This is a genomic window from Glaciecola sp. 33A, assembly GCF_002836745.1.
Taxonomy (GTDB): domain Bacteria; phylum Pseudomonadota; class Gammaproteobacteria; order Enterobacterales; family Alteromonadaceae; genus Glaciecola.
This window is the reverse complement of sequence record NZ_PJAR01000042.1, coordinates 358,493-384,168: the sequence shown is the minus strand read 5'-3', so window position 1 is coordinate 384,168 and position 25,676 is coordinate 358,493. Positions and strand designations below refer to the sequence as shown.

Here is a 25,676-nt window from a genome sequence, read left to right as displayed (position 1 = left end):
CATCCACTGCGCTTTGCACGTTGTAACAAACGCGTCTTTCCATGTGATGCGTATGCATTAAACAGGCATCTGGGTCAGTTTGTGACACTTGTTTATCAGGGTGTTCATTCACTTCTTTTTCAGTTAGCTTAGCATTAACTGCCTCGAAACCAAGAGCGAGTAAATCAAGTTGGCCAACAAACACATCGATGACTCTTATTGGATTGTCTTGGGTAACAAAGTCATCAATTGCTTCAGGGAAAAGCGTTGTTTGCGGTCTTGATTGACCTTTAATATGGTGAGACATTGCAGATTTCCTCTGGTTTGGCTGACCATTTCATTATACTAAATTTAGCTTTTAAATTGGATCGCTTACTAAGACTGATTGATCATAAGAATTGTCAGCTTAGACCAAAAGGTGATCAATCGTTTTTACACGGTCTGGGCAGTTACCTGCCATTGCGATCTTCACTCGTTTGGTTACGTTTTGTCGACCACAAACATTGGCGATTTTAGCTTTTAATTGATCTATAGTTCAAACACGGACATGAACCTTTTTGGTAGGACAAATGTGCACATTGCTAGGTGAAGCCTCGTGAGTATTTGTCCCAGCACGCTTTTTACAATGGTCTTAAGTAACTTGTATGTAATTGATTTACTTTAGTAAGCACATAAACTAATTACTCGGGGGGACTTTTATGACTCTTATTCATAAGATATAGAGATGCTGCAAGTGCAAAAACAGATAATGCCAAGTAAATTGCATCTTGAGCGGTTGAAAATTTAATGTCCACAACCGCTCTAAAAAACTCAATAATTACCGCAAGAATGACTACTCGGACAATCTTATCTTTCAGCTCATCAAAAGACTGGATGTTAAATGGATGTTTAATTTCACTGGCTTCAGATTCATCAATCGGAGAGATAAATAGTCTGTATATACCTGCACCAAAGATAAGTAAGACAATGGCAATCAGATAAATATCTATCGCTAATATAATGTCGGTAACAATAAAGTCATGAATATCTAGAGTTTCACGGCCAAGGTAGTAATTAATGCTTTTGATAGTTACCATTATTATATCAACCGTACCTACTATGAATAGTACTAAAGAACCCAGCAAACTTGTAATCACCGGTATTAGAACCAAAAATCTAGAGTTCCATAAAAAGTGTTCGAAAACTGATTCTAATTTTTTCACTAAGTCACGCTCCAACTGAAAACAAAAATTTTTAAATTGCAGCTCTTAACTGCGGTAAAAGTCACTTTATGCTAATTCATTTAAAACTCATTTCACAATCATCTGCTTGCTAATCAGAGTTCTTATAACCTTTGCTATGCGCCACCTCCGCAACAGCCATTTGTTATGCTAACAGAGTTGTGGAAGCATAGTTATTTATCGTTAACCCTCGAATGCAGTAAAACTTAGTCCTAAATAAACTCCGTACGCAGTCAAGAGTACTCCACCCTCCAATCGGCTTAGGCGACGCCCTGTATACAAAAATAGAAATAGTAATACTGATGATGCAAGCATGACCCATTGGTCGAATTGCAGAATTCTCATGTGCACCGGAAGCGGTTGAAGCAAAGCAGAGACGCCTAAAATTCCAAGTAAATTAAATATATTGCTACCAAGTATATTTCCTATAGCCACATCAGCGTGCCGACGCAGAGTAGCAATCACAGAAATTGAAAGCTCGGGAAGAGATGTACCAACAGCGACCAGTGTCAAGCCAATAACCGCCTCGGAAACTCCTAAACTTTCAGCAATACCAACAGCTCCAATAAGCAGTACCTGTGACCCTGAGATTAACAGCAGTAGCCCAATTACCACAGCCGTTACTGTCCAACCTACTGATTTTGGTAACTCGTGAACTTCTTCAGCCTCGGCTATGTTTAGTTCCGCAGAGGGTGTATGGATGCGTTCACTTCGATAAGCCCATATTAAATATACGAGTAAGGCAATTAGCAAGAACACACCATCCGCGCGACCTAGGGAGCTTCCGCCAACTAAAACCAAAAAGAATATACTAGCAGCAACTACAATCACAGCATCTCTGCGTAATGCCAACGGCTTGACTGTCATAGGCGCGATGAGAGCACATATCCCTAGGATAAGTAAAACATTACCTATGTTACTACCCACTACGTTTCCAATCGCAATATCCGGCTGTTGATTTAAGGCTGCATTTACGGAAACCACCAATTCTGGCGCTGAAGTGCCGAAACCTACGATAACTAGACCACTGAGTAATGGCGACACACCAAAGCGCTTCGAGACAGCCAATGAACCACGGATCAGAGCCTCACCACCAATGGTAAGTAAACCAACGCCGAGTAATAAAAACAAAAGATTAATCATGATTCGTAGGCCCCTAGTTTAAATTTAAATAAGCCTTCAGAGAAAACACACTTTGCATACAGGCTTTAATATAAGACCGAGTTAACGGACAGTAACACTGCGCTAAGGGAGTCTATTTAATTCTTTTTATGTGTAACCATATACTTTCTTACAATGCCTATCCGCTCCTGCCACAAAAACTCTCATTACAATATCTACTAACGGTAGGAAAAGACATAAACTTCTCATATTTTTTTGAACAACGTACGTCCCCTTGTTGCGGTTGAATTAGCAGGACAGAGTTAGATAAAGTGACTGATGAAGAGATAATCTTAATCCAAGATAAGCTCAACAACAGGCCAAGGAAATTACTTGGTTATAAAACACCGAATGAGGTTTACGATGCTATGTGTTTAGTAGCACAATTAAGCGGTGTCGCACTGGCGACTGAAATCCGCGATTCATATACCTACCGTAATTTAGTATTACATTTGTGAGTTATTTTTTTCTTTTGCCCTGAACAATTAACATGTATTTTTCAATAGATTTAAGCGCTTCTTTTGTTGCAACATATTCCTGAGTAATATCACGAGCTGTATATGCTTCCGCTAGAATCCATTGTTTAGTTACCCCTAAATATGCGGTGAACCAGAGTAATCCTATACTAAGGGGGGGCAACCACTGTCCAAGTTAGTAACTTTTTCATAAAAGCCCCTTTTGAATCTAATGAAAGATATAGTTTATACATCAAAAGTTTTCAACAAGCTCGGTTCAGTAGTATCAACGAAAGTTCTCTCGGGCCAAGCTTTCATTCGCTTATTGAATTAGTCAACTGCATAGTTCTACCCAATTTTTGTAGTTGATTTTCTAACTTCGACCAACCGGTTTTTTCTTATTATTTTTTCGTACATCATCAATAGTTTTTGGGGGAAAAGTAAGTTTACAATTTGGAGCAGAAAGATTTTTGACGATAAGTTTGTTTTGAATTAAATCTGAATAGTAGGCTTCAGTTTTAAGTAGTGAAGAAATTGAGGTGTTGTCATTGCCGTTAGTTGGCTGGACAATAGCTTTTCGTGGAGCTTTTGGATTGTTTCTTATAATTGTAGGATCAACATCCCAATTTTTATCGAATGAAAGCTCATACAGAGGTTCTAAATTGAAACCTTTATCCTTAATGTCTTGTAAGTTTTGATCACTCAGATATCGTAAATCATTATGCAGCTCCGCAACGATTAATCCATCGACAGTGTGAGTGGGCCGGAAATTGTCTTTAAACGGATTACACTCATCTGGTAAACGATTGTGAGCAAGAGTAGCAGTTTGTGGACCTAATTCAAGCGAATTGCCCATATACCATCGTTCCAATTGTTCTTGTTTATACAGGCATGATGGAAAAGAGTTGCAAAAAGTCATAAGGGGAATGCCGGCAGCATAGATGGGCGCTGTGAGGTTTGGTGCCGTATATACATATGGGTGAATTTGCTGGTTGTTGATTAGAGCCAAATATTCAGCGATATTATCCTGTGCTGGCACATTAGACGGATCTGTTTTATAAATAAAACCCACATGTTGAGAAAATGTTTTATCGCGTAACTTTGGTTTAATAAGCTGTAATTCTGAGCTTGAATATTTTCGTAAACTGACCTTACCGTATGGATTACTTACAACTAAATAGTCATCGAAATCATCATAAACAACATTTATTAGCATGAAATGAGAGTTCTGAGTCTGGCTTCTGGTTGAGACATTAGACATGGCAGGCATTAAATTTGCTGCATGACTTGGTGGGCCTGAGCATCTGACATGTTCGGCACCACTTGGGCTTTCCCACATCCAAGCACCATGCCCACTGATGGCACACGCGTATATTGCTAAAAATGATTGTAGGCTGAGTCGTGATGGGTCTCTGGTATGTTGAGCATTAGCAGTAGAAAAAGGAATGAGCAAACAAAGCAAGGTTATCGTAGTTAATTTTGCTAAATTTAAATTTTTGAACATATCAGCTTTCTCCATTAATTTTTATAAGAGTGTATTAGGTTTTTGTCGTGAGCAAATTAAGGTAAATATAACTCACAGATTTCAGTCGCGAGTGCGACACATAGAATTTTGAAGGCCAGTGGGCGAAACTCACGGTCGACTAAAACCCAATGTGAGAACACTATGCCAGAGATATACACGACTGACCGAAGAAGAACGATACCAGATTTATGAAGGAGTAACAGAAATAAACCTAGGCATATAAAGCTAACTGCCGATGTATAAGCGTTGATCACTGAGAACATCAAGCACGAGTGGAGTCCAGAGCAGATACAAGGCCGATTCAAAGGTGAAGGACTTACGATGATCTGCACTACGACTATTTATGGATTTATTCAGAAAGACGAAGCCTCTGGAGGCAAACTTAATAAACACCTTCGCCATAAAAAAGCTTATAAGAAACGTACAGGCTCATCAGAGACTAGAGGTCAAATTATCGGGCGTATATCGATAGATAAAAGACCAATTATTGTTGATGAGAAAATACGCATAGGTGATTGGGAAGCTGATACTGATACTGTTATTGGTAAAGGTCATAAAGGAGTCCTAGTGACATTAGCTGACCGCGTTAGTAAAAAGACACTTATTGCACATGTTCCATCAAGGCATGCTGAGGTTGTTACGGCCGCTATTATTACGTTGCTACTGCCAGAGAAAGAACAGCTTCGTAAGCGTCCGCTAAACCCCGCATTCCTTCAATTGTTTTAGCAGATCACAATACTCATCCTGATTATCCAAGGAGTAGAGTATGAGACGACGTTCGTCGCAAGAGTGGCAAACCATTATTGAGCAGCAGGACACCCATTCCAACTTGCTAAAAATCAGGCCTTATCCTAGGCTTGAATAAGGATTAAAAACCAACGGATGGTGACTTATGCCTCAAGCCCGTAAAAATCAAATTAGCCTAATTGAGTATAGGATAAATTAGCGCTATCGACTAGCCTCTGGTGACAGCTGCATTTGAGGGTAGTTTTGTGTTTACTCATTTGTGGTGTTGGAGAAGTTAGCGACATGTTTGTCGTTGAGGTTAGTGAATAAGCTGGCTGTTAGTACTGAAAACTTGATAGTGAGATGCTAAGCGCCCTGCCTCAGAATATGGATTGTTAAAGCATCAAGGTATTTCTTCTTTGTCATGCGACAATATCTTGTGGATGATGGTAGGTCTGAGCGGTCACCGGCGGTAATGCAGGCAATTATCGTCACATTGTGCTTTTAGCATTTCTCGCACTCGGTGAGGTTGAGTCTTGGTGGTGGAGTGAGAGCGATTAATTTGCCAATAAAATCGATGGGGTCAAAAATATATATGTGCTAGCCGGTTTCCGGAGTGCCATCCTGATAGGGGGTTTTCAATTCATAGCGCACTTTCCCATGGTCAGTCATGCTCAAGCGCTGCTCGCTAATGGCAGGGCGACTGATGTAACGGCTTAGCCTTTCTAGTTTGTCAGGCTCATCCGCGTTAGCGAATTACCTCGACACGAAGTGACTGCGTATAAAGAAAATCCACTTGTGTTGGCTAGCTGTCCATACTCGCTTTCATTGCTGGCTAGTAAGGTCTATCAGCAATCAAAATAATTGTATTTTTCAAGGCTTTTTTCATCTTACTTACGAGATGTGATACATAAATAAAGCGACGATAATTACTAGTTTCCACATTTTAGTAAACTGGAATTTTAATTTACCCATCGAATATGTATGTTTAATATTATTCACGTTTAAATGTGTTATTAACATCAAGTAGGATAAATATTATCTTTCAAAAATACTAAAAGAAATAAGTTACATCTGTTTCGGTAATCCCCCCATAAATCGATAACCTCACAGTAGGCAAACTATCTTGACCTATCTTATTACCTCAAATAAAAAATATATCTCGAACAAGTTGCCATATTTTCTTACGTAAGAATATAAATTACTTGTCTGAGGTCGCGTTGATATTTGATGCCTCCTGCTTGTGTCATGATGTTTGGGCAGACTTGTTAGGATGGGATCTAGCGATAGTCATAATTGCATTACCACTTCATTTCAGATAATTGTATTAGTAACTATAACTTCATAAATATTTATTACTGAAATAACTTTTTGAATAATAATGACCGTGTTTGAAGTATGTGGCTTTTCATTGCTTCTCTTAAGTTGAACTTCATTTGATTGAATTCTTCAAGAGCTACGCATTCTATTTTTTCATTTAGCAACTTTATATATTTCGACTGTATATTAACTTGGTCAAAACTGTCCTTCATCTCACCTTTCATATAGCTGCGTTCGACAAAATTAGATGCAGGCAAACGCGAGAAGGTTTTGAGATACTACGTGTACTAATATTGTTAACTTTATCTTTATATTATTTTCGAGGCAGATTAGTTTGCCGTTAACTTAAGCAATTAATTATTTGAATAGAAGATGAATATCTCTTTTTATTGTTTAGTCTTTCAACGAGAGCAAATATGCAAAATCGCGTTGTAGACGTCAAAATAAAATCAAAAAACGGCCCCTATAGGAGCCGTTGTACATTATCAATATGGAAAGTATAGGATTGTAAAATTTATTTCTTTTTACGACGGCTTAAACTAAGTCCTGCTAACCCCAAGCCTAAAAGAAGCAACGAAGCTGGCGCAGGAACAGGTTCAACACCGTGAACTTTCGCTACGAAGTCATTGTAGTCGCGGTCACTGTTACCGGCAGTATCTTGGTCATCCCAGAAAAACAAAAACTTCTTTGAATTATCCGCGGCTTGAAAAACTAAGAGATGATTCTCTAAATCAGAATTCAGACTTTCAGCACTGAACCAATAGTTGTTGTTGGGGCTGGTATTGGTGCTCAAATAGAAAGTGAATGGACTATATCCTGGCGTAAAAGGCGACCAAGCACCTGGTTGGGTTCCTTCGCTCAAAAACTCTACTTTGTTGTTACCGTCTGCATCAGCAATACCCATTGTGTTACCGTATCCGGATAATTCCGATCTAAACTTCATTTTGCTGCCGGACATCGCCGTCCAAAAATCATCCATACTGAGGGCGGTGCTGTTAAAATTGGCTTCGGTTATATTTGCCCCGTTGGTTGGGTCACCATTATTATTGTTGACGGTTGCAACTAGGTCCGAAAAAATCGGTACGGCATAAACAGTTTGTAACGAAGATGCGAGTAGTATTACCGCTACAGCTATTCCTTTAAATGGTTTCATAGTGATGTCCTTTGCTTGATTAGTTTATATATGTATTCTGTTTTTAGACAAATTATTGTCTTGACTTTTACTATGCACTAATAATGCCAAAAGTATAACCATCTGAATTAACAAGTATTATTTAAATTTGATTAATGTTAAATTATAAAAGTGTAAAATAACCTGACACAGTTACTTTTAGCCAACGCACTGCCTGATACCTAAAGAAAGTCGCTTTAGTGGAACGGTATATGGAAAACAGTGTACTTATCGTACCCGTAGATGATGAATATACTTTGTGGCAACTACAAGGGGCATCCATTGGCTATCAAATAGCAATTGGTGGGCAGCGTGTTAGCGTTACTCAACACGGATAACTGCAATATGAATTGAAAACAATTCACTGCGATGGCACTCATGTGTTTTTTAATCTCATCGATTTTATTTACAAATTCGCGGCTCTAATTTCACCAAGAAGGCTCAATCCAACAAGATTTTTTCGGGTATTAGCTCAGAATTAACTGTCAACCGCACGCAGATTAAAATGGAGTGTCTGATTTTTTTACACATGAAGCGATTTGGCTACTCCCAACACTTAACAATGCTAACTATATGGGAGTATAGGATAAATTAACGCTATCGACTAGCCTCTAGTGACAGCTGCAATTGAGGGTAGTTTTGTGTTTACTCATTTGTGGTGTTGGAGAAGTTAGCGACATGTTTGTCGTTGAGGTTAGTGAATAAGCTGGCTGTTAGTACTGAAAACTTGATAGTGAGATGCTAAGCGCCCTGCCTCAGAATATGGATTGTTAAAGCATCAAGGTATTTCTTCTTTGTCATGCGACAATATCTTGTGGATGATGGTAGGTCTGAGCGGTCACCGGCGGTAATGCAGGCAATTATCGTCACATTGTGCTTTTAGCATTTCTCGCACTCGGTGAGGTTGAGTCTTGGTGGTGGAGTGAGAGCGATTAATTTGCCAATAAAATCGATGGGGTCAAAAATATATATGTGCTAGCCGGTTTCCGGAGTGCCATCCTGATAGGGGGTTTTCAATTCATAGCGCACTTTCCCATGGTCGGTGGCGTTTATATTGCTCACTGAGTTGCACTGCCAGCACATTCGTTCATCCTTGAATTGTGTGCAGACAAGTCTGGCAAAAAGAGGCGTAATTAACGACGGGCTGAATGACTGGTTTAGAGGTACAACAGCCCATCAAAATTTCCAATCTCCATGGTTGATGATCGCTCTTAAAAAACAGTGAGAGGTGGACCAAGTCTAATTTAAAAAATACTCAGCTTTTTTACCCGACCGGCCAAAAAGAGCTAACTTGATTTAAATTCGCTCTTAATCAGAAGTCGAAAATCACAATCTTCAATAGCATTCCCAAACGATAACTTTCGTTCAAAATCTATAATATTGCTGATCAGCTGGATCCGATCGAAAGTTTTTATAAAAAAAGGGCCCAAGGGCCCTTCACAAACTTTATTTAAAACTGACAATTACTCAGCAAAATCCCGATAACTATCTAAATCAGGACAAGAACAAATTAAATTCCTGTCGCCATAAACGTCATCAATACGATTCACTGTTGGCCAAAACTTATCTTTGGCAACCGCATCAACTGGATAAGCGGCTACTTTACGGTCATAGCTTCTGGTCCAATTATTATCACAAATATCAGCCAATGTATGAGGTGCGTTATGCAGTGGATTATCTGTTGCATCCCATTCACCTGACTCTACTTTGGCTATTTCATGACGAATGCACACCATTGCTTCAATGAATCTATCTAGCTCAGCTTTGGCTTCAGACTCAGTTGGCTCAATCATTAGCGTACCGGCTACTGGGAAGCTCATGGTTGGCGCGTGGAAGCCATAGTCATTTAAGCGTTTGGCAACGTCCATTTCAGTCACACCGGAGGCTTCTTTTAACGGACGTAGGTCAATAATACATTCGTGGGCTACACGACCATTATTGCCTTTGTAAAGAATCGGATAATGGCCTTCAAGCTTCTGGGCAATGTAATTAGCATTCAATATCGCAACTTCAGTGGCTTTCTTCAAGCCTTCGCTACCCATCATTTTAATGTACATATAACTAATAGGGAGAATTGAAGCACTGCCCCATGGGGCTGCTGAAATAGCGCCATTGGTGCCTAAATCCTCACCAGTACCACCTGCTTCCAAACCAATTAAAGTATGGCTAGGCAAAAATGGTGCTAAGTGCGCCTTAACGCCAATAGGACCCATACCCGGGCCACCACCACCATGTGGAATGCAGAAAGTTTTGTGTAAATTCAAGTGCGACACGTCAGAACCAATCAAGCCGGGTGAAGTCACGCCCACTTGCGCGTTCATGTTTGCGCCATCCATGTAAACCTGTCCACCAAACTCATGCACTATGTCACAAATTTCTTTGACTGTTTCTTCATATACACCGTGAGTTGACGGGTAGGTGATCATCGCACAGCTTAAGTTATCTTTTACTTCTTCGGCTTTAGCACGAAGGTCAGCTAAATCAACATTACCCTTCGCATCGCAGTTAACAACAACCACTTTTAAGCTCAACATTTGTGCTGAAGCTGGGTTAGTTCCATGTGCTGATTGCGGAATTAAGCAGACGTTTCTGTGACTATTACCCAAGCTCGCATGATAACGAGTAATGGCCAGCAAACCCGCATATTCACCCTGTGCGCCAGAGTTTGGCTGCATGGATAATGAATCGTAACCGGTGATGTTAATCAACCAATCGCTGAGTTCGTCAATCATGTGCTTGTAACCAAGTGCTTGATTCAACGGGGCAAATGGGTGCAGTTGACCAAATTCAGGCCACGTTACCGGGATCATTTCGGCAACAGCATTCAGCTTCATTGTGCAAGAACCCAATGAAATCATGCTGTGGTTTAAGGCTAAATCTTTGTTTTCAAGCGACTTTATATAGCGCAACATTTCAGTTTCTGAATGATAGCTATTAAATACTTTATGGGTTAAAAATGCACTGGTGCGCACTAATTCTTGCGGAATAGACGTTGATCCATTCGCTATAATGTGTGAGTCGAGCGCTTCAACACTCAATCCATGTCCTTCGCCAATGAGTACGTCAAACAAATCTAGAATATCTTGGCGCGTCGAGGTTTCATCAAAGCTGATACCCACGGTGCCTTCAAGATCAGCACGCAAGTTCATACCTTTCGCTAATGCTTTTTGTAAGGTTTCGGCTTTGTTTACAACTTTCACTGTCAGTGTGTCAAACCAAGTATCGTGTGCTAGTTCAACACCTTTACTAACCAGGCCTACACCTAAGATATCAGCAAAGCGGTGAATACGATTAGCAATAGTCGTTATGCCGACTGGACCGTGATACACAGCATAGAACGAGGCCATATTCGCCAGCAATACCTGAGCTGTGCAAATGTTTGAATTGGCTTTCTCGCGGCGAATATGTTGCTCACGCGTTTGCAATGCCATGCGCAATGCAGGACGACCGCGTGTGTCTTTTGAGACGCCAATGATACGACCTGGCAAGGAGCGCTTATATTCGTCTCTGGTGGCGAAGAATGCAGCATGTGGACCGCCATATCCCATTGGCACACCAAAGCGTTGTGCGCTTCCTAGCACGACATCAGCGCCAAGTTCACCCGGAGGCGTCAACATGGTTAGCGCCATTAGGTCTGAAGCAACAGCAACAATACCTTTATTTGCTTGCACATCAGTGATTATTTGCTGAATATTTTTAATTTCGCCGGTTGAGCTTGGGTATTGCAATAGCGCACCAAACACATCGTGACTTGCAGCGTCGAGTGCTTCACCAACAATAATTTCAAAACCAAACATCTCTGCGCGTGTTTTTACTACATCTAGTGTTTGTGGGTGAACACCTCGTGAAACGAAAAAGCTATTCGATTTTTTGTTTTTAGAAACGCGTTTAGCCAACCCCATGGCTTCGGCTGCAGCAGTCGCTTCGTCTAACAATGAAGCAGATGCTAATGGCAAGCCTGTTAGGTCAATCGTCACTTGTTGGAAGTTGAGTATGGCTTGCAATCGACCTTGTGCAATTTCTGGTTGATAAGGGGTGTATGCGCTATACCAGCCCGGATTCTCCAGTACATTTCGCAAGATAACGTTAGGCGTAAATGTATTGCTGTAACCCATGCCGATGAAGGAACGATTAATCACGTTCTTTTTTGAAACCGCTTTCAATTCAGCAAGTGCATTCACTTCTGTTTGCGCCTCGCCCACGTTAAGCGGCTCAGGCAAACGAATACCGACGGGCACAGTTTGCTGCATTAAATCGTCTAATGAATCAGCGCCGATAAACGACAGCATTTCTTCCATTTCACCCTTGCCTGGACCGATGTGACGGCGGATAAAATCGTTCGGTTGTTCTAAATCCAACAACGAAGCAGGTGTATTTGAATTATTCATATACTGGCGACCTAAAAACAAAATTTAAAAATAAGAATGCCGAACTTCGCACTAAACGTGAAAGCTCAGATTGAGCGATATTAGCTAATACTATTTCAAATGAGGCTAAAGTAGACTCACTTCAAAACTAGCGTGAAGTAACTATTATTCGTCGGCGATTGACGTACCGTATGATTCTGCGTCCATCAAACCTTCGACTTCAGTAGGATCATCCGCTTTTATTTTAAACATCCAGCCTTCACCAAATGAATCGGAGTTAACCAACTCTGGTGAATTTTCTAACTGACTGTTTATTTCAATAACTTCGCCGGTAATAGGAGCGTAAATATCAGACGCTGCTTTTACTGATTCAGCAACAGCACAATCATCACCCGTTGTAACGGCATCGCCTACATCGGGTAAATCAACAAACACCATATCACCAAGCAAGTCTTGTGCATGCTCAGTAATGCCGACGGTAAATACGCCGTCACCGTCTGATCGAACCCACTCATGGGTACTGGCATAACGTAGTTCTGTTGGTATATTGCTCATAATGTTTCCTAACTGTTGTTAAATAATTAATAATATGTATTTTATTGCGAGTCTTTTTAAGACCTATTACTAAGTCTTAATGGCGCTTATAATACGCTTTTTCCGTTACGAACAAAGCTAGGCTTTACCACGCTCACTGTGACTAAATTTTTGCGCATTTCTACTTCTACCGTGCTGCCAATTTCAGTTCCTGCTGGCACTCTTGCCATTGCAATACTGTAACCTAATGTGGGTGAAAATGTACCTGATGTTATAACGCCCTCGCCCGTTGTTGCGATCACTTTTAGACCGGCACGCAACACGCCTTTATCAGTCATAACTAGACCGACTAATTTTTCATGACCCGCTGCTTTTTGCACTTCTAATGCTTTGCGGCCCATAAAGTCGCGTTCAGTAGGCTCCCACGTAATTGTCCAAGCCATGTTGGCAGCCAGTGGAGAAATCGTTTCGTTCATATCTTGGCCATACAAATTCATACCCGCTTCCAAGCGAAGGGTATCACGAGCGCCCAAACCACATGGCACAACACCAGCTGCTAATAATTGGTCCCAAAATTCCTCTGCACGGCCAACGGGCACCATAATTTCATATCCAGCTTCGCCGGTGTAACCCGTGGTGGCAATAAACAAATCTTCCGCCTGCACGCCAAAGAAGGGCTTCATACCCTCAACGGCTTCTTTCTGAGCTGCAGAAAATAAGCTCTGTGCTTTTGCTTGCGCACTCGGACCTTGCACCGCAATCATGGCAAATTCATCACGTTCAGTTATTGAAACATCAAAACCTTCAGCGACTTTGTTCAACCAATTTAAGTCTTTTTCTTTAGTAGCAGAGTTAACCACTAAACGGTAATTAGTGGACTCAAAATGATATACGATAAGGTCATCAACAACGCCACCCTCTTCATTCAGCATACCGCTATACAAGGCTTTGCCTTTAAGTTGGAGCTTTTCAACATCGTTGGCCAGCAAATAACGTAAATAATCCTTCGCCTGAACACCAATAACATCAACAATCGTCATGTGAGATACATCAAACATACCAGCGTCTTGACGCACAGCATGATGCTCTTCAATTTGTGAACCGTAGTTGATTGGCATATTCCAACCAAAAAAATCGACCATCTTCGCGCCAGCTTTAATGTGCGCGCCATGAAGAGCTGTAGTATTCATTTTTAGTATCTCATTATAAAATTTTCTCATCTCAGTATAGAAATCGCAATGCAGAAGATCCAATTAAAAGTCCTAATGAATACATTTACTTTTTAAATGTATTCGATAGAATGCATTTAAAGTCCTGATAATACCTACACTTTACGAATGAAATAGAGGCACATGAAACAGCTATCATTAGACAACTTACGCACCTTTGTCGGCATTATAGAACTGGGTGGTTACAGCAAAGCTGGAGAACTGCTTGGCCGCTCGCAACCTGCCATCAGTTTGCAAATAAAGAAGCTCGAAAACCAGCTTGGCAAAAAACTCTTCGACAAGGTTGGTCAGCGCCATCAAGCCAATGCAGATGGCCAATGGCTATATGAGCAAGCCAAACAAATGCTCGCTATTAATGATGATATTTTTCGGCGTTTAGAAGACGGACAACTTCGAGGGCGATTAAGACTCGGTATTCCCGGCGAATTCGCCACACGGCTATTGCCCAGTATTGTCGGTGAATTTAGTGTCCGCTACCCTGATGTTTCCCTTGATGTTACCTCCGCACTTAGCCGACAGTTGCTCAGTGCTAATAATAGAAAAGACTTTGACCTCATTCTAGCGCTAGTTAATCCTGAAGACCCAATTGAAGGCGAGTTACTCATAGAAGATGAGTTAGTTTGGGTAGGTGATGCCAAACAGCTACTTAATTCAAGCAATTTGTCTTTAGTATTAGCACCCGATGGCTGTGTGTATCGCTCTCGAGTTATTCAACGATTAAAGCAGCAAACCAACGCCTGGAAGATTAGCTATACTAACGCCGACCTATACGGCTTAATTGCAGCCATTAAACAAGGATTAGGAGTCACCGTGCTAGCTAAAAGTAGCGTGCCACCAGAGCTAGACATTCTTAAGAATAAACGCTTGCCTGCCTTGGGGAAAATAAAGATTTGCTTGTTCAACCAAGACACCCAACACCCTCAAGTCAGCAAAACATTATCGGACTACATTCGGTCAAGAATTACCTGAAAATTGTATTTTTTAGCGGCTTGCTCAATAAGTTCAAGTAATTCAGGGTGAGAAATTTGATAATCACTGGGGTACAAGCTCATTGGGCTTGGCAACTTGGATCCCTGCGCGTCTAGAACAAAATCATAAACCACGTATTTTGAGCGTCCTCCTTTTTTAGATAAGTCGACAATATTCACTTCACGAATAAATGACCACTTTACTCGCACATTTTTATGCTTATTTACCCATGCAATAAAATCAGAATTGATGCGTAATATACTGCGTTTAGCGCGCACATGGCAGGTCCATAGATAGACAGTGAACACCGACAAAACCGACGCTGCGATCAAAAGGAAAATAAATTCATAAGGCTTAACTGTTGGTTCGTTGATGAAAGATAGCAGGACAATAAAACACAAGGTAGCAACCGTGTTGATGCTTGCCTTTAATAAAATGTGCCTGCCATTAAAAGGCACATTAACGTTAACTTGGGCCAGTCTGCTAGTCATATCGTCATCTCGTCATCTCTAATTTTTAATCACGCCTGTTAAACGCATTTGTTAACGTGCGCTTGTAAAGTCCGCGCAGTCTACATTTGCAAGTCGCGTAATAACACAGTTTGTTGATTTAGCACTGCGCCATTGCGGTCTCTGGCAGTTAATACGATGTTGGAGTTTACTGTATTATCGGCCCAATTGATGACGACCTCACCAAAGTTAGTGTCTCTTACGACAGCACCCTGTCTAAATGTATTGTCTTCATTCACTTCAGACAACGTTCTGGTGATATCACTCGAGGTAAAATCCCACATTGGGTAAGGTACTTTATGACCCAATTGACCTTCATCTTTTGAAATTTCCATCAAGTGACGGTCACCGCTAATAAATACAACGCCGTTAGCTTGCTTCTCAGCTATTAGTTGATACATACGATCACGTTCATGCGGAAACAGTCCCCAGCCTTCCCAAGAATGCTCATAAGCAACAATTTGAATACTGGTAACAATAAGGCGAAAATCCGCAGGTTTTTCTAATTGTTGGGATAGCCACAACCATTGCTTGTCACCGAGTATGGTTGCCGATTTGTCGGCGGTAGGTAAATAAGGACCTTTGTTTTCAGGCCTGCCATTGGGATCTTTCATGATGGCGTCACGATGATAGCGCGTGTCTAAGACAATAACCTGAACTTGACGGCCATCATCGTTGAACATTCTTGAGTGATAAATGCCTTGTTGCTGTCGAATAGGGTCGTCTTTTGAAAATTCAAAAAAGTCGAGAAAGGCCTGTTGGCTTTCCTTTTTCATCGCAAATTCTTTACCACCATCGTCTACACCATAATCATGATCATCCCAAGTACCTAACATCACAGGCACCTGCTTTCTGAATGCGGCAAACTCAGGGATCGCATTCGCTTGTGCATAGGCTTCATCAAACCTTGCTCTCGTGGTAACCGGCTGCATGCTGCGTTTGCCATTGACTTCGTAAACGTCAGCATAAACGTTATCACCAATGTACAAAAACACGTCGGGGTCTACTTTAGCTATTTCAGTCCAAATAGGCTGAGGTTGATTTTCGCGAGCACATGAAGCAAAAGCAAGCGTGAAAACACCATCGTCTGGTATAGCAACATTGGATGGTTTATGCGCACAGCCAGTGAATGTAGATATACAGAGCAAGCTGAGTGTAATAAAAAAACGTCTATTTTTGATGGACATCTTGTCGTTCCTAGTCAATGGTAACGTAGAGTTAAAATACAGAATAATGCTTTTATTTCAACTCCAAATATGAAGTTACGTGTGAATATAACATCTTATACTTTACACAATAGCAACCTCTTTAACTTTACATTGCATCAATTAAAATTCAAATACCGTTTAAGGTAAAACTAACAGCGGTTGATGGCTAATGATACAAAAAAATAGAAACTGCGACTTGCTATGTCGATTCTGTGTTTTCATCGTATACTGTAAAAAAATAAAACGGAAGGGAATCATGTTAACTAAAATCATCTCGTTGTTTACGCGAAAATGTATAGTCACTAGCGCACTCGCTATTACCTTGAGTTTGGTCTCAGGAATGGTAATTTCAGCGCCTGGTGCGTCGGCGCCGGACAAGCAAGGTAGTGAAGGCGATGGACCGTATAATCGATTAATCTTGCGTGCAGTGACTATCATCAATGGAGAAGGAGCACCTGCTCGTGGTCCAGTTGATGTTGTGATTGAAAAAAATCGCATCACCAATATTGTTGACGTCGGTCACCCTGGTGTTCCTATTAAGTCAAATAATCGACCACAGCTGCGCGATGGCGACAAAGAAATGGTGTTGCCTGGTTATTTTGTATTGCCTGGTTTTATTGATATGCACGGTCATATCGGTGGTTCAGCCGAGGATATTCCTGCCGAATATGTTTTTAAACTTTGGTTAGGACATGGCATTACAACGGTGCGTGAACCCGGCAGTTTCAATGGCCTAGATTGGGTGCTTGACCATGTTCAGCGCAGTGCAAAAAACACCATCGTTGCACCTCGAATTATTCCTTATTTAGGTTTCGGAATGGGCAGTGAAAAACCTATTTTCACAGCGAAACAAGCGCGTGACTGGGTTAAGAACGCAGCCAAGCAAGGCGCCAAAGGAGTTAAGTTTTTTGGCGCAACGCCAAAAGTCATGGAAGCGGCACTAGATGAAGCCAAAAAGCAGAACCTTGGTACCATGATGCACCACGCGCAACTTAATGTCATGAGCATGAATGCATTAGATTCAGCAAGGCTTGGCTTAACTACCATGGAACATTGGTATGGCTTGCCTGAAGCACTTTTTGAAGATCAGGTTATTCAAAACTATCCGGCAACTTATAATTATAATAATGAACAAGACCGATTTTCAGAAGCAGGTAAGTTGTGGAAACAAGCCGCTCCATTTGGTTCTGAAAAATGGACAGCCGTTCGCGATGAACTTATTGAACTGGATTTCACCATCAACCCAACCATGACCATTTATCAGGCCAGCCGCGATTTAATGCGCGAACGCAATGCCGACTGGCATGACGAATATACACTGCCAACATTATGGGAGTTTTTCAAACCCAGTCGTTATGCACATGGTTCATATTGGTTCGATTGGACTACTGACGAAGAGATTTCATGGAAAGAAAACTTCAGATTATGGATGCAGTTTTTAAACGACTATAAAAACCATGGCGGAAGAGTAACCACCGGCTCTGACTCAGGTTATATTTATAAAATTTATGGCTTTGGCTATATCAGTGAATTAGAATTATTGCGCGAAGCAGGTTTCAATCCTTATGAAGTGATTCAAGCAGCGACCTTAAATGGCGCACAAGCTCTAGGCATGGACGACGAGATTGGCTCAATTAGTATTGGCAAATTAGCCGACATGGTTATTATTAAAGAAAATCCATTACGCAATTTTAAAGTGCTGTATGGCACCGGCCACTATCAGCTTGATGAAAACAACCAACCGACCCGCAAAGGTGGTGTTGATTACACCATAAAAGACGGCATTGTGTATGACGCTAAAGCGCTATTAAGTGACGTAAGAAAAATGGTTGAAAAAGCTAAAAAAGAAGCCATTGAGAAAGAAGGCATTGAAAAATAAATAGCAATCATTTTGGACTTTTACTTGCTGCCGCGTCTTTGTTAAGACGCGGCGAATTTGACTTTACCGACGTCACCTCACCCATGCGATGCGCATTTTCATTTAGCTAGATCAGGCATTTTACCTGCATTACCCATTGCTTGTTGAATAAAAAACTTTTTGATTGGGGGTATTGCATTGGCTGCTTTTAGGCCCACGTTTCTGGCCAGTCTAACTGCGGGGTCTGTGCCGCTAAAGAGTCGTTTAAAACCCTCCATGGTTGCCACTACTTTCGCCGCTTCGGCTTTTCTCCAGCGCTCATATGGACGCAATGCTTTTTTAGTGTGAAATGGTTTACCTGCTAGTTTTAACGCACTCAGTTCTTGTGCTAAGGCAGCCACATCCAATAAGCCTAGATTAGCTCCCTGCCCTGCCAAAGGATGAATTGTATGTGCTGCATCGCCCACTAACACAATACCATCGTCGACCCATTGTTGAGAATACTGCATTTTTAAAGGGTAGTTAAAGCGTTTACTCAACAATTCACATTTGCCGAGCTGATTGTCGAGAGCCACCTGCAGCGATTTACAAAATTCGGCGTCCGATAATCCCAGCAGACGTTCAGCTTCTTGGGTATCTTGCGACCATACAATCGAACATGCATTTGGCTTTGACAGCGGTAAGAAAGCCAAGGGGCCTGTTGGTGTAAATGCTTGTCTTGCGATGAGTTCGTGGGGTAATTCAGTTTCAATATTAACCACGATTGCAACGTGATCATAATCCCAAAACGTGACTGCGAAATCGGCTGTTTTGCGCACAAATGAATTACCGCCATCCGCGCCAACAATTAACTTAGCGGCAATGATGCTGCCACTTTCAAGATTGATTAATTGCTGGTCTTGGCTGCGATTAATCGCCACTATTTTTTGTGCACCGAATAATTGAATGTTTTCTATGTTTGAAGCGGTGTCGAATAAGCCTTGAGCAATGCAATTATTTTCAATGATATGACCCAAGTTGTCGACTTTGTTTTCGTCAGCAGCAAAGGCAATATGACCAAAAGCCTGATCTTCCCAGACTTGCATATGCGTATAAGCTTGCATGCGCTGTATGTTTTGCCAAGCACCGACATTTTTTAGTATCCGCTCACTGGCTTTGCTGATCGCGCTAACCCTGGGCGAAAACTCATCAGTAATATTTTGCGATATATCGTTAGCATCAATGATCGCAACGCTAAAATTTTGTTGAGCTAGCGCCAAGGCAAGTGTTTGCCCAGCAATACCCGCTCCGACAATAGCAATATCAACATTAACCAAACTCACCTAGCACTCTCCCATGGCAAAACTTGCCAGTGTATTTTTTAATTCGGGGTTATTATGTACAACGATCAACCTCAATTTACAGGCAGTTGCGACACCATCATGCCTTTTGCCATTCAGGTTGCCATTAACGCTTCGATATCGCTGACTGCTTTTGGCGCTTTGCTTGTCATAATATGATTGCCACCTGAGGTAATCACAATATCATCTTCAATGCGTATACCGATGCCTTTGAATTGGTCATCAACGATTGCCGATGCTGGAATATATAGTCCCGGTTCAACGGTCATTACCATACCTACTTGTAAAGGGCGGTCGATATTATTGATTTTGTAAATACCAACATCATGCACATCCAGCCCGAGCCAATGGCCGAGGCCATGCATAAAGTATGTGCGCCAAGTTTCTTTTTCTATATTGGCTGCAACCGAGCCGCGCAGAATATCGAGGTCAACGAGCCCTTGCACGATCACTCGAACGCAAGCTTGCATCGCTTGGGAAATGGTATTGCCAGGTTTAAGCATGCCTAAAGCCGCTTCTTGTGAGTCCAATACCAGCTGATATAGCTGCTTTTGTGCGGGACTAAATTTACCGTTCACAGGAAATGTGCGGGTAATGTCGGCGGCATAGCCTTCAAGTTCACAACCAGCATCAATTAATACTAAATCACCTGATGAAAGTTTTCCGGCGTTTTCGGTGTAATGTAAAATACAAGCGTTCTCACCACTACCCACTATTGTACCATAAGCGGGATACCGAGCACCTTGCATTGCAAACTCATGATGAATTTCGGCTTCAAGCTGATATTCAAACTTTCCTGCTTGGCTAAACAGCATTGCTCTTACGTGAGCCATTGCTGAGATGTCAGCGGCACGCTGCATGATACTTAATTCAGTATCCGACTTTAGTAAACGCATGGCATGCAAAATCGCTTGAATATCGTGCACACTGGAAGGCGCCACTTTGCTTTGCTTGGGTGCATTTCGACACTCCCCAAGTGCTTCGTTTATGATTGATTGAATGCCCTGTTCAGCATCCAATGAAAAATAAATATGCTCATGACCATCAATAATATCGACTAACTCTTCATGAATATCATCAACATCAAAGGCTAAATCAGTGCCTAGCTTTGCCGCTGCGTTTTCCACTCCTAAACGCCTACCATGCCAAATTTCAGCATGTGCATCACTGGGTTCAACAAATATCATTGACGATTGTTTACTCTGGGTAGTCAATGCATTAGACGTAGTTTGTACAAGTGAGCCATTTGACAAAATTAAAAACGAGTTGGGTTCATTGAAGCCGGTTAAATACCAAAAATCGCTATTTTGGCGAAACGGGTATTCAGTATCATTGCTTCTTGTTACTAATGAGCCGGCGGCAACGATGCAAACACTATTAGGCTCGCATTGCGCTAATACGCGATCACGGCGCTGTTGATATTCTGACAGTAATATCGTCATTTTTAGGCGAGTTTCCTTTGCTTCTTATTTTACGGTTTTAATTGATGCATCATTGCTTGATACATCATTGGTTTGCATAGCGTTGATTGCATAACATCAATAAACTAGGAGTAACAATGGCCTTGTCGACTGTCTGCTGTTCATTCTTTTACGTTCAATGTACTGAATTGGTCACATTTTCTGATTCAAGAGGTGATTTACCTAGTTCATGAAAGCAAAGCATAGCAGTGATTCGAACGTATTCCATGACCTCAAACAACGCTTTCTCAGATTCTTCATCATCCTTCATTTTTTCGTCCATGCGCGCAATTTCGGTGAAGTCTTCTAATGCTTCCTTTACATCTTCAGAGCAACCGGTTAAATCGGCTTGATGCAAACCAAAACCCAATAAAAAGCCATGTACCCAATTCAACAATGCACTGCCTCTGTCGTTAATCGGCGAGGCATCATCAGGAAGACAGAGTGCAAGTGTAAAATCAGGGTCAACATACTGCTGACAAATTTCGTTAAATAACACTACGATCTGCGTTTTAGCTTTACCACTAAAACCATCGCCTTGATTAACGACATCGCTTATTGCTTCAATCCAAGACTGGTCGTCAGCAGTCATACCACCAGCTAACATCCCACACAAGATGCCTTGTACTTCAGCAGCATCAACAATGATGTTTTCTTGAGAGAGCATGGCAGAAAAAGTTTCATAATCTGTAGAAGTAATTGACATAAATTCACCCTTTAGTCGATAAGGTAGTATCGTAACAAATAGGCAATCAAAGTGGAATCTTCGTCGCCCCTTTCGCTGTTCACAATAAAAATACTAAAAAACTGTTTTGAGAAACACTTCATTCATTCACCAGTTTACTGTAGTATTGCATACCCCTAGCGAAATTCGCAGGGGTCAATGCTTCCTGGAATGTTTGCGATTGCATTTCATGTTCCTTGCCGATGCTAAAAACTTCGGAAGTTGACATTATTACTATTGTGTAAGCTCGACCCGTATCGAGAAACCTGCGGTAATGTAGATACCTCCACCGTGTCCTTATCGGCACACGGACGAAAAGTGCATGGCGACATTTTGGGAAGCACCATTTCATTTTAAACACTTAATTGTACAAGGCACGACCATGGCGGTTTTTAACTTTGGCTCGATTAATATTGACCACGTGTATTCTGTTCCTCATTTCGTACAACCCGGCGAAACACTGTCCTCCAGCATGTACCAATCCATTTTAGGTGGCAAGGGCGCAAACCAGTCAGTCGCATTAGCCAAAGCCAATAATCAAGTGTTCCATGTTGGTGCCATCGGTGGATCTGACCGCGGCTTTATTGAACCAATGAAAGAGGCCGGCGTAAATTGTGATTTTATTCGTGAAATGAGTGATGTCGCTTCCGGTCATGCGATCATCCAGGTCACACCTGATGCAGAAAACAGTATTATTTTATTCGGTGGCGCTAATCAAACAATCAGTAACGAGCACGTTACCAGCGCGCTAGCCGCGGCAAAACCAAATGATTGGGTGTTACTGCAAAACGAAACCAATGCCATCGATACTGTCATTGAAGAAGCGCACAAACGAAATTTAAATATTGCGTTTAACCCCGCCCCAATGACTGAATCGGTAAAAAAACTGCCACTTAACAAGTTGACATTATTGGTAGTAAACGAAGTTGAAGCCAAGCAACTGACCGGTGAAAGTGCTGTTGAAGCAATCAAGGTTGCACTCAAAGCCAGTTACCCAACAACCAAAATTCTATTAACATTAGGCAAAGCCGGAGTGTGGTTTGTCGAAGGGGATGTTGAAGAGTTTTGTGCCGCATTTAAAGTCGAAGCAATTGATACGACTGCAGCCGGCGATACCTTTATTGGGTTTTTCTTGGCCGCTTATCAGTCAAACATGGCCATTGCCGAGGCCTTAAAATATGCATGTGCTGCATCTGCATTAGCCGTCATGAAAACTGGTGCTGGACCTTCGATACCAAGCGTTGACGAAGTCACTGCTTTTTTACAAGTACAATAGTATTTGTGTTTGGTCACTTATTGAGTTTGAATTTCAATTAGAATAATAAAAAGAGCTTATTTGCTTTCAGCGAATAATCATAGAATAAGAGCAGGGACAACGATGATATACACGATATGACACACAAGATTATATTGGACACGGACCCAGGCATTGACGATGCAATGGCAATATTTTTTGCATTTCAATCTCCTGATATTGATGTATTAGGTTTAACCACCGTTTATGGCAATGTACCTGCGACTATGGCAGCGAAAAACGCACTCAGTTTGTGTGAACTTGCTGAGGTAGATATCCCGGTATGCAAAGGTGTCTCACTGCCATGGGTTGGTCCTGAATCAAAGTATGCTCATTTTGTGCATGGCGACGATGGCTTTGGTAATATTAACCATCCTGCCCCTGTTGGCAAGATCGATCCTCGCAGTTCCGCTGAGTTTATCGTTGAAATGGCGCGTAAATACCCTGGTGAAATCACCATTGTCGCAGTCGGTCCTTTGGGTAACTTAGCGCTAGCATTGCGCTTAGAGCCAGACTTACCCAAGTTAGTAAAAGCAGTCAATATCATGGGTGGAGCTGTTTTTGTACCTGGCAATGTGACCCCTGTTGCAGAAGCCAACATTTGGAATGATGCTTATGCTGCTGAAATAGTCTTAGGTGCTGACTGGACACTCAACATGTTTGGCTTAGACGTTACCTATGACCTTCCGTTTGCACCCAACTTTACCAATATTTTGGCACAGAAAAACCCTAAACTAGGCGGCTTTGTAGAAAAAGCAGCGAAATTTTATATGGACTTTTATTCTGCAGGTAAGGAAACAAGACAGTGCTATTTTCACGATGCATTTCCAATTGCCTACATCATCGACCCAACGTTATTTGGCATGACCGAGGGCAATGTAAGAGTATCTACTGATAAGTTAAATCAAGGACAAACAAGCTTCGCTCCACATGGCAGCACGATCAGTCCTGACTGGTTAGAGGCTTCTAGTATAAATGTAGCGACAACAGTTGACCACCCTCGACTAACTGACTTGCTTGTTAACCGATACGCATTGTAACGTGTTGTGTAAATCTTGGCTGTTGAAAAAATGACTGCTGACTCTAAAGCGCAAGAAACAAAAATACGAAACTCTGAAGCAAATACGCTTGCAACAGATGCGCTTGAAACGGATTCACTTGAAACAAGAAAGCGCTTACGCAAGCTATTTCGCAATAAGCGCCTTTCTTTGTCAAAAGAGCAGCAAACACAAGCAGCCCAGCAACTCGTTAAACAATTCCAGCAGCTTACCTTATTCCATGGTGCTCAAAACGTCGCTTTATATTTATCCTTCAATGGCGAAATTAATACCCAGCCGCTGATTGACTATTTATGGTCAATAAAATGTAGGGTGTTTGTGCCTATTTTGCATCCTTTTTGCAAAGGCCATTTACTATTTCAAGAATTCAGTCAGCACACTCCTATGCATAAGAATCATTTTGGTATTTCAGAACCCAAGTTAGATGCTCAACGAGTGTGCCCTTTAGAAAATATTGACGTTTTATTTACCCCCTTAGTTGCCTTTGATTTAACCGGCAATCGACTCGGAATGGGCGGCGGCTTTTACGATCGAACTTTAGCTGGATTAGTGAATGAGAACAAAAGTAACCAAGCGATCGTCGTCGGACTGGCACACGAGCTGCAATTAACGTCGACCTTACCCTCAGCAACTTGGGATATAGGACTGCCTTACGTGCTCACATCAAACAAACTCTATTGTTTTTTGTAATCCCTTTGTGTTCGAGCCTATTTAAGACTTAATAACGAGAGAGGACAGAGAGCGGGCAGAGTGTGAAATTAGTTATTTTATTGCCTCAACTGATACTAATTGTAATGACAACATAAGGATATTTAAGTGGACCAAAATCAAAAGAAAAAAGCGGCTGCTGAAGCTGCACTCGAGTTCGTTAAACGAGACAGTATTGTTGGCGTGGGAACGGGTTCTACGGTTAACTTTTTCATTGATGCACTGGCGAGTATAAAGCACGATATTACTGGCGCAGTTTCAAGCTCCGATGCCTCTACTGACAGATTAAAAAAACTCGGAATTGAAGTATTTGATTTAAATTCTGTAGACGACCTCGATATCTATGTGGACGGCGCAGATGAAATTACCGAGCACAAGCACATGATTAAAGGGGGTGGTGCAGCCTTAACCAGAGAAAAAATCGTCGCCGCCGTTGCTAAAACCTTCATCTGCATTATTGACGATACCAAACATGTTCCGATTTTAGGTCGTTTCCCACTACCCGTGGAAGTGATACCAATGGCAAGGTCCTATGTCGCTCGTGAAATTGTTAAATTAGGTGGTGATCCGGCTTATCGCCAAGGTGTTGTTACTGACAATGGTAATATTATTATTGACGTCTACAACTTAGAAATTTTAAATCCCGTGGAGTTAGAAAATAAGCTCAATAATATCGTTGGTGTCGTTACCAATGGCTTATTTGCTGACCGCGGCGCAGATGTTGTTCTTACGGGCACGGAACAAGGTGTTATAAAGAGTTAATAATGCGCCAATTAAAACTGTCCAGTGTGGTTTTAATTTGTTATATTAACTTTCTACTGCCCAACAGACGTCTAGATGTCTGAATATATCTATATTACG

General features: G+C 41.6%; 20 protein-coding genes, 1 other RNA gene and 2 pseudogenes. 9 read left to right on the top strand and 14 right to left on the bottom strand.

Going from position 1 to position 25,676, the window contains the following annotated elements; translation table 11 throughout:
- The 4 genes and pseudogenes from CXF81_RS14360 to CXF81_RS14330 form a co-directional block, all read right to left on the bottom strand.
- A pseudogene (locus tag CXF81_RS14360) lies at positions 1-286 on the bottom strand (hypothetical protein); the annotation flags it as partial.
- 373 nt (positions 287-659) lie between these two features.
- Positions 660-1,181 (bottom strand): YqhA family protein, encoded by a 522-nt coding sequence (locus CXF81_RS14350; protein ID WP_101182022.1) that lies wholly within the window; start codon positions 1,179-1,181, stop codon positions 660-662.
- A 201-nt stretch (positions 1,182-1,382) separates the two neighbouring features.
- A complete protein-coding gene (locus CXF81_RS14345; RefSeq protein ID WP_101182021.1) occupies positions 1,383-2,342 on the bottom strand; it encodes a calcium/sodium antiporter in 960 nt (319 codons plus the stop codon).
- Between the two features lie 846 nt (positions 2,343-3,188).
- A complete protein-coding gene (locus tag CXF81_RS14330; protein ID WP_101182018.1) occupies positions 3,189-4,319 on the bottom strand; it encodes a hypothetical protein in 1,131 nt (376 codons plus the stop codon).
- A gap of 267 nt (positions 4,320-4,586) precedes the next feature.
- On the opposite strand from CXF81_RS14330, the gene CXF81_RS14325 reads away from it, so the two are divergent.
- Entirely contained in the window at positions 4,587-5,066 is a 480-nt protein-coding gene (locus tag CXF81_RS14325) for an IS30 family transposase (protein WP_101182017.1), read from the top strand.
- A gap of 522 nt (positions 5,067-5,588) precedes the next feature.
- Here CXF81_RS14325 and CXF81_RS14320 read toward each other — a convergent pair.
- Together CXF81_RS14320 and CXF81_RS20365 are read right to left on the bottom strand one after the other, a co-directional pair.
- Positions 5,589-5,819: pseudogene (locus CXF81_RS14320) on the bottom strand (transposase); the annotation flags it as partial.
- Positions 5,820-6,900: 1,081 nt separating this feature from the next.
- Entirely contained in the window at positions 6,901-7,539 is a 639-nt protein-coding gene (locus CXF81_RS20365) for a DUF4114 domain-containing protein (protein ID WP_232771938.1), read from the bottom strand.
- A gap of 230 nt (positions 7,540-7,769) precedes the next feature.
- Here CXF81_RS20365 and CXF81_RS20520 point away from each other — a divergent pair, with 230 nt between their 5' ends.
- Entirely contained in the window at positions 7,770-7,895 is a 126-nt protein-coding gene (locus CXF81_RS20520; protein WP_255409451.1) for a hypothetical protein, read from the top strand.
- Positions 7,896-9,020: 1,125 nt separating this feature from the next.
- Here the strand turns inward: CXF81_RS20520 and gcvP are convergent.
- The 3 genes from gcvP to gcvT form a co-directional block, all read right to left on the bottom strand.
- Complete coding sequence (gcvP, locus tag CXF81_RS14305; RefSeq protein ID WP_101182015.1) at positions 9,021-11,945, bottom strand: aminomethyl-transferring glycine dehydrogenase; 2,925 nt, start codon at positions 11,943-11,945, stop codon at positions 9,021-9,023.
- 144 nt (positions 11,946-12,089) lie between these two features.
- Positions 12,090-12,479, bottom strand: coding sequence for a glycine cleavage system protein GcvH (gene gcvH / locus CXF81_RS14300; RefSeq protein ID WP_006012931.1), 390 nt, complete (start codon positions 12,477-12,479; stop codon positions 12,090-12,092).
- Between the two features lie 86 nt (positions 12,480-12,565).
- Positions 12,566-13,648, bottom strand: a complete 1,083-nt coding sequence (gene gcvT, locus CXF81_RS14295; protein ID WP_101182014.1) for a glycine cleavage system aminomethyltransferase GcvT — start codon at positions 13,646-13,648, stop codon at positions 12,566-12,568.
- Between the two features lie 162 nt (positions 13,649-13,810).
- Between gcvT and CXF81_RS14290 the strand changes: the two genes are divergently transcribed.
- Positions 13,811-14,656, top strand: coding sequence for a LysR family transcriptional regulator (locus CXF81_RS14290; RefSeq protein ID WP_101182013.1), 846 nt, complete (start codon positions 13,811-13,813; stop codon positions 14,654-14,656).
- Here CXF81_RS14290 and CXF81_RS14285 read toward each other — a convergent pair.
- Positions 14,632-15,147 carry a hypothetical protein gene (locus CXF81_RS14285; RefSeq protein ID WP_101182012.1) on the bottom strand — a complete coding sequence of 172 codons (516 nt, stop codon included), beginning with the start codon at positions 15,145-15,147 and terminating at the stop codon, positions 14,632-14,634. The genes CXF81_RS14290 and CXF81_RS14285 overlap by 25 nt on opposite strands.
- A gap of 80 nt (positions 15,148-15,227) precedes the next feature.
- The gene (locus CXF81_RS14280) at positions 15,228-16,352 is read right to left on the bottom strand and encodes an alkaline phosphatase D family protein (protein ID WP_101182011.1); all 1,125 of its coding nucleotides are present in this window, start codon (positions 16,350-16,352) and stop codon (positions 15,228-15,230) included.
- Positions 16,353-16,629: 277 nt separating this feature from the next.
- On the opposite strand from CXF81_RS14280, the gene CXF81_RS14275 reads away from it, so the two are divergent.
- Positions 16,630-18,252 carry an amidohydrolase family protein gene (locus CXF81_RS14275; protein ID WP_101182010.1) on the top strand — a complete coding sequence of 541 codons (1,623 nt, stop codon included), beginning with the start codon at positions 16,630-16,632 and terminating at the stop codon, positions 18,250-18,252.
- Between the two features lie 98 nt (positions 18,253-18,350).
- On the opposite strand, the gene CXF81_RS14270 is transcribed toward CXF81_RS14275, so the two are convergent.
- From CXF81_RS14270 to CXF81_RS14260, 3 genes are all read right to left on the bottom strand, one after another.
- Positions 18,351-19,553 carry an FAD-dependent oxidoreductase gene (locus CXF81_RS14270; RefSeq protein ID WP_101182009.1) on the bottom strand — a complete coding sequence of 401 codons (1,203 nt, stop codon included), beginning with the start codon at positions 19,551-19,553 and terminating at the stop codon, positions 18,351-18,353.
- Positions 19,554-19,666: 113 nt separating this feature from the next.
- Positions 19,667-21,013, bottom strand: coding sequence for a Xaa-Pro aminopeptidase (gene pepP, locus CXF81_RS14265; RefSeq protein WP_101182008.1), 1,347 nt, complete (start codon positions 21,011-21,013; stop codon positions 19,667-19,669).
- Between the two features lie 154 nt (positions 21,014-21,167).
- Complete coding sequence (locus tag CXF81_RS14260) at positions 21,168-21,737, bottom strand: UPF0149 family protein (RefSeq protein WP_101182007.1); 570 nt, start codon at positions 21,735-21,737, stop codon at positions 21,168-21,170.
- A gap of 178 nt (positions 21,738-21,915) precedes the next feature.
- Between CXF81_RS14260 and ssrS the strand changes: the two genes are divergently transcribed.
- The 5 genes from ssrS (at position 21,916) to rpiA (ending at position 25,577) form a co-directional block, all read left to right on the top strand.
- Positions 21,916-22,099: non-coding RNA, 6S RNA (ssrS, locus tag CXF81_RS14255), on the top strand.
- A gap of 38 nt (positions 22,100-22,137) precedes the next feature.
- Positions 22,138-23,031, top strand: a complete 894-nt coding sequence (locus tag CXF81_RS14250; RefSeq protein ID WP_101182047.1) for a ribokinase — start codon at positions 22,138-22,140, stop codon at positions 23,029-23,031.
- Between the two features lie 116 nt (positions 23,032-23,147).
- On the top strand, positions 23,148-24,089 hold the full coding sequence (locus CXF81_RS14245) for a nucleoside hydrolase (protein ID WP_101182006.1): 942 nt from the start codon (positions 23,148-23,150) through the stop codon (positions 24,087-24,089).
- A 30-nt stretch (positions 24,090-24,119) separates the two neighbouring features.
- Positions 24,120-24,797 (top strand): 5-formyltetrahydrofolate cyclo-ligase, encoded by a 678-nt coding sequence (locus tag CXF81_RS14240; RefSeq protein WP_232771937.1) that lies wholly within the window; start codon positions 24,120-24,122, stop codon positions 24,795-24,797.
- A 126-nt stretch (positions 24,798-24,923) separates the two neighbouring features.
- A complete protein-coding gene (gene rpiA / locus CXF81_RS14235; protein ID WP_101182004.1) occupies positions 24,924-25,577 on the top strand; it encodes a ribose-5-phosphate isomerase RpiA in 654 nt (217 codons plus the stop codon).
- The last annotated feature ends 99 nt before the right edge of the window (positions 25,578-25,676 follow it).

What these genes read in the sequence shown, in the direction of transcription:
- CXF81_RS14240 (WP_232771937.1), top strand. Translation starts at nt 24,120, where the DNA reads ATGACTGCTGACTCTAAAGCGCAAGAAACAAAAATACGAAACTCTGAA.
- CXF81_RS14275 (WP_101182010.1), top strand. Translation starts at nt 16,630, where the DNA reads ATGTTAACTAAAATCATCTCGTTGTTTACGCGAAAATGTATAGTCACT.
- CXF81_RS14245 (WP_101182006.1), top strand. Translation starts at nt 23,148, where the DNA reads ATGACACACAAGATTATATTGGACACGGACCCAGGCATTGACGATGCA.
- CXF81_RS20520 (WP_255409451.1), top strand. Translation starts at nt 7,770, where the DNA reads ATGGAAAACAGTGTACTTATCGTACCCGTAGATGATGAATATACTTTG.
- gcvP (WP_101182015.1), bottom strand. Translation starts at nt 11,945, where the DNA reads ATGAATAATTCAAATACACCTGCTTCGTTGTTGGATTTAGAACAACCG.
- pepP (WP_101182008.1), bottom strand. Translation starts at nt 21,013, where the DNA reads ATGACGATATTACTGTCAGAATATCAACAGCGCCGTGATCGCGTATTA.
- CXF81_RS14280 (WP_101182011.1), bottom strand. Translation starts at nt 16,352, where the DNA reads ATGTCCATCAAAAATAGACGTTTTTTTATTACACTCAGCTTGCTCTGT.
- CXF81_RS20365 (WP_232771938.1), bottom strand. Translation starts at nt 7,539, where the DNA reads ATGAAACCATTTAAAGGAATAGCTGTAGCGGTAATACTACTCGCATCT.
- CXF81_RS14260 (WP_101182007.1), bottom strand. Translation starts at nt 21,737, where the DNA reads ATGTCAATTACTTCTACAGATTATGAAACTTTTTCTGCCATGCTCTCT.
- CXF81_RS14290 (WP_101182013.1), top strand. Translation starts at nt 13,811, where the DNA reads ATGAAACAGCTATCATTAGACAACTTACGCACCTTTGTCGGCATTATA.
- CXF81_RS14330 (WP_101182018.1), bottom strand. Translation starts at nt 4,319, where the DNA reads ATGTTCAAAAATTTAAATTTAGCAAAATTAACTACGATAACCTTGCTT.
- gcvT (WP_101182014.1), bottom strand. Translation starts at nt 13,648, where the DNA reads ATGAATACTACAGCTCTTCATGGCGCGCACATTAAAGCTGGCGCGAAG.
- CXF81_RS14250 (WP_101182047.1), top strand. Translation starts at nt 22,138, where the DNA reads ATGGCGGTTTTTAACTTTGGCTCGATTAATATTGACCACGTGTATTCT.
- gcvH (WP_006012931.1), bottom strand. Translation starts at nt 12,479, where the DNA reads ATGAGCAATATACCAACAGAACTACGTTATGCCAGTACCCATGAGTGG.
- CXF81_RS14345 (WP_101182021.1), bottom strand. Translation starts at nt 2,342, where the DNA reads ATGATTAATCTTTTGTTTTTATTACTCGGCGTTGGTTTACTTACCATT.
- CXF81_RS14285 (WP_101182012.1), bottom strand. Translation starts at nt 15,147, where the DNA reads ATGACTAGCAGACTGGCCCAAGTTAACGTTAATGTGCCTTTTAATGGC.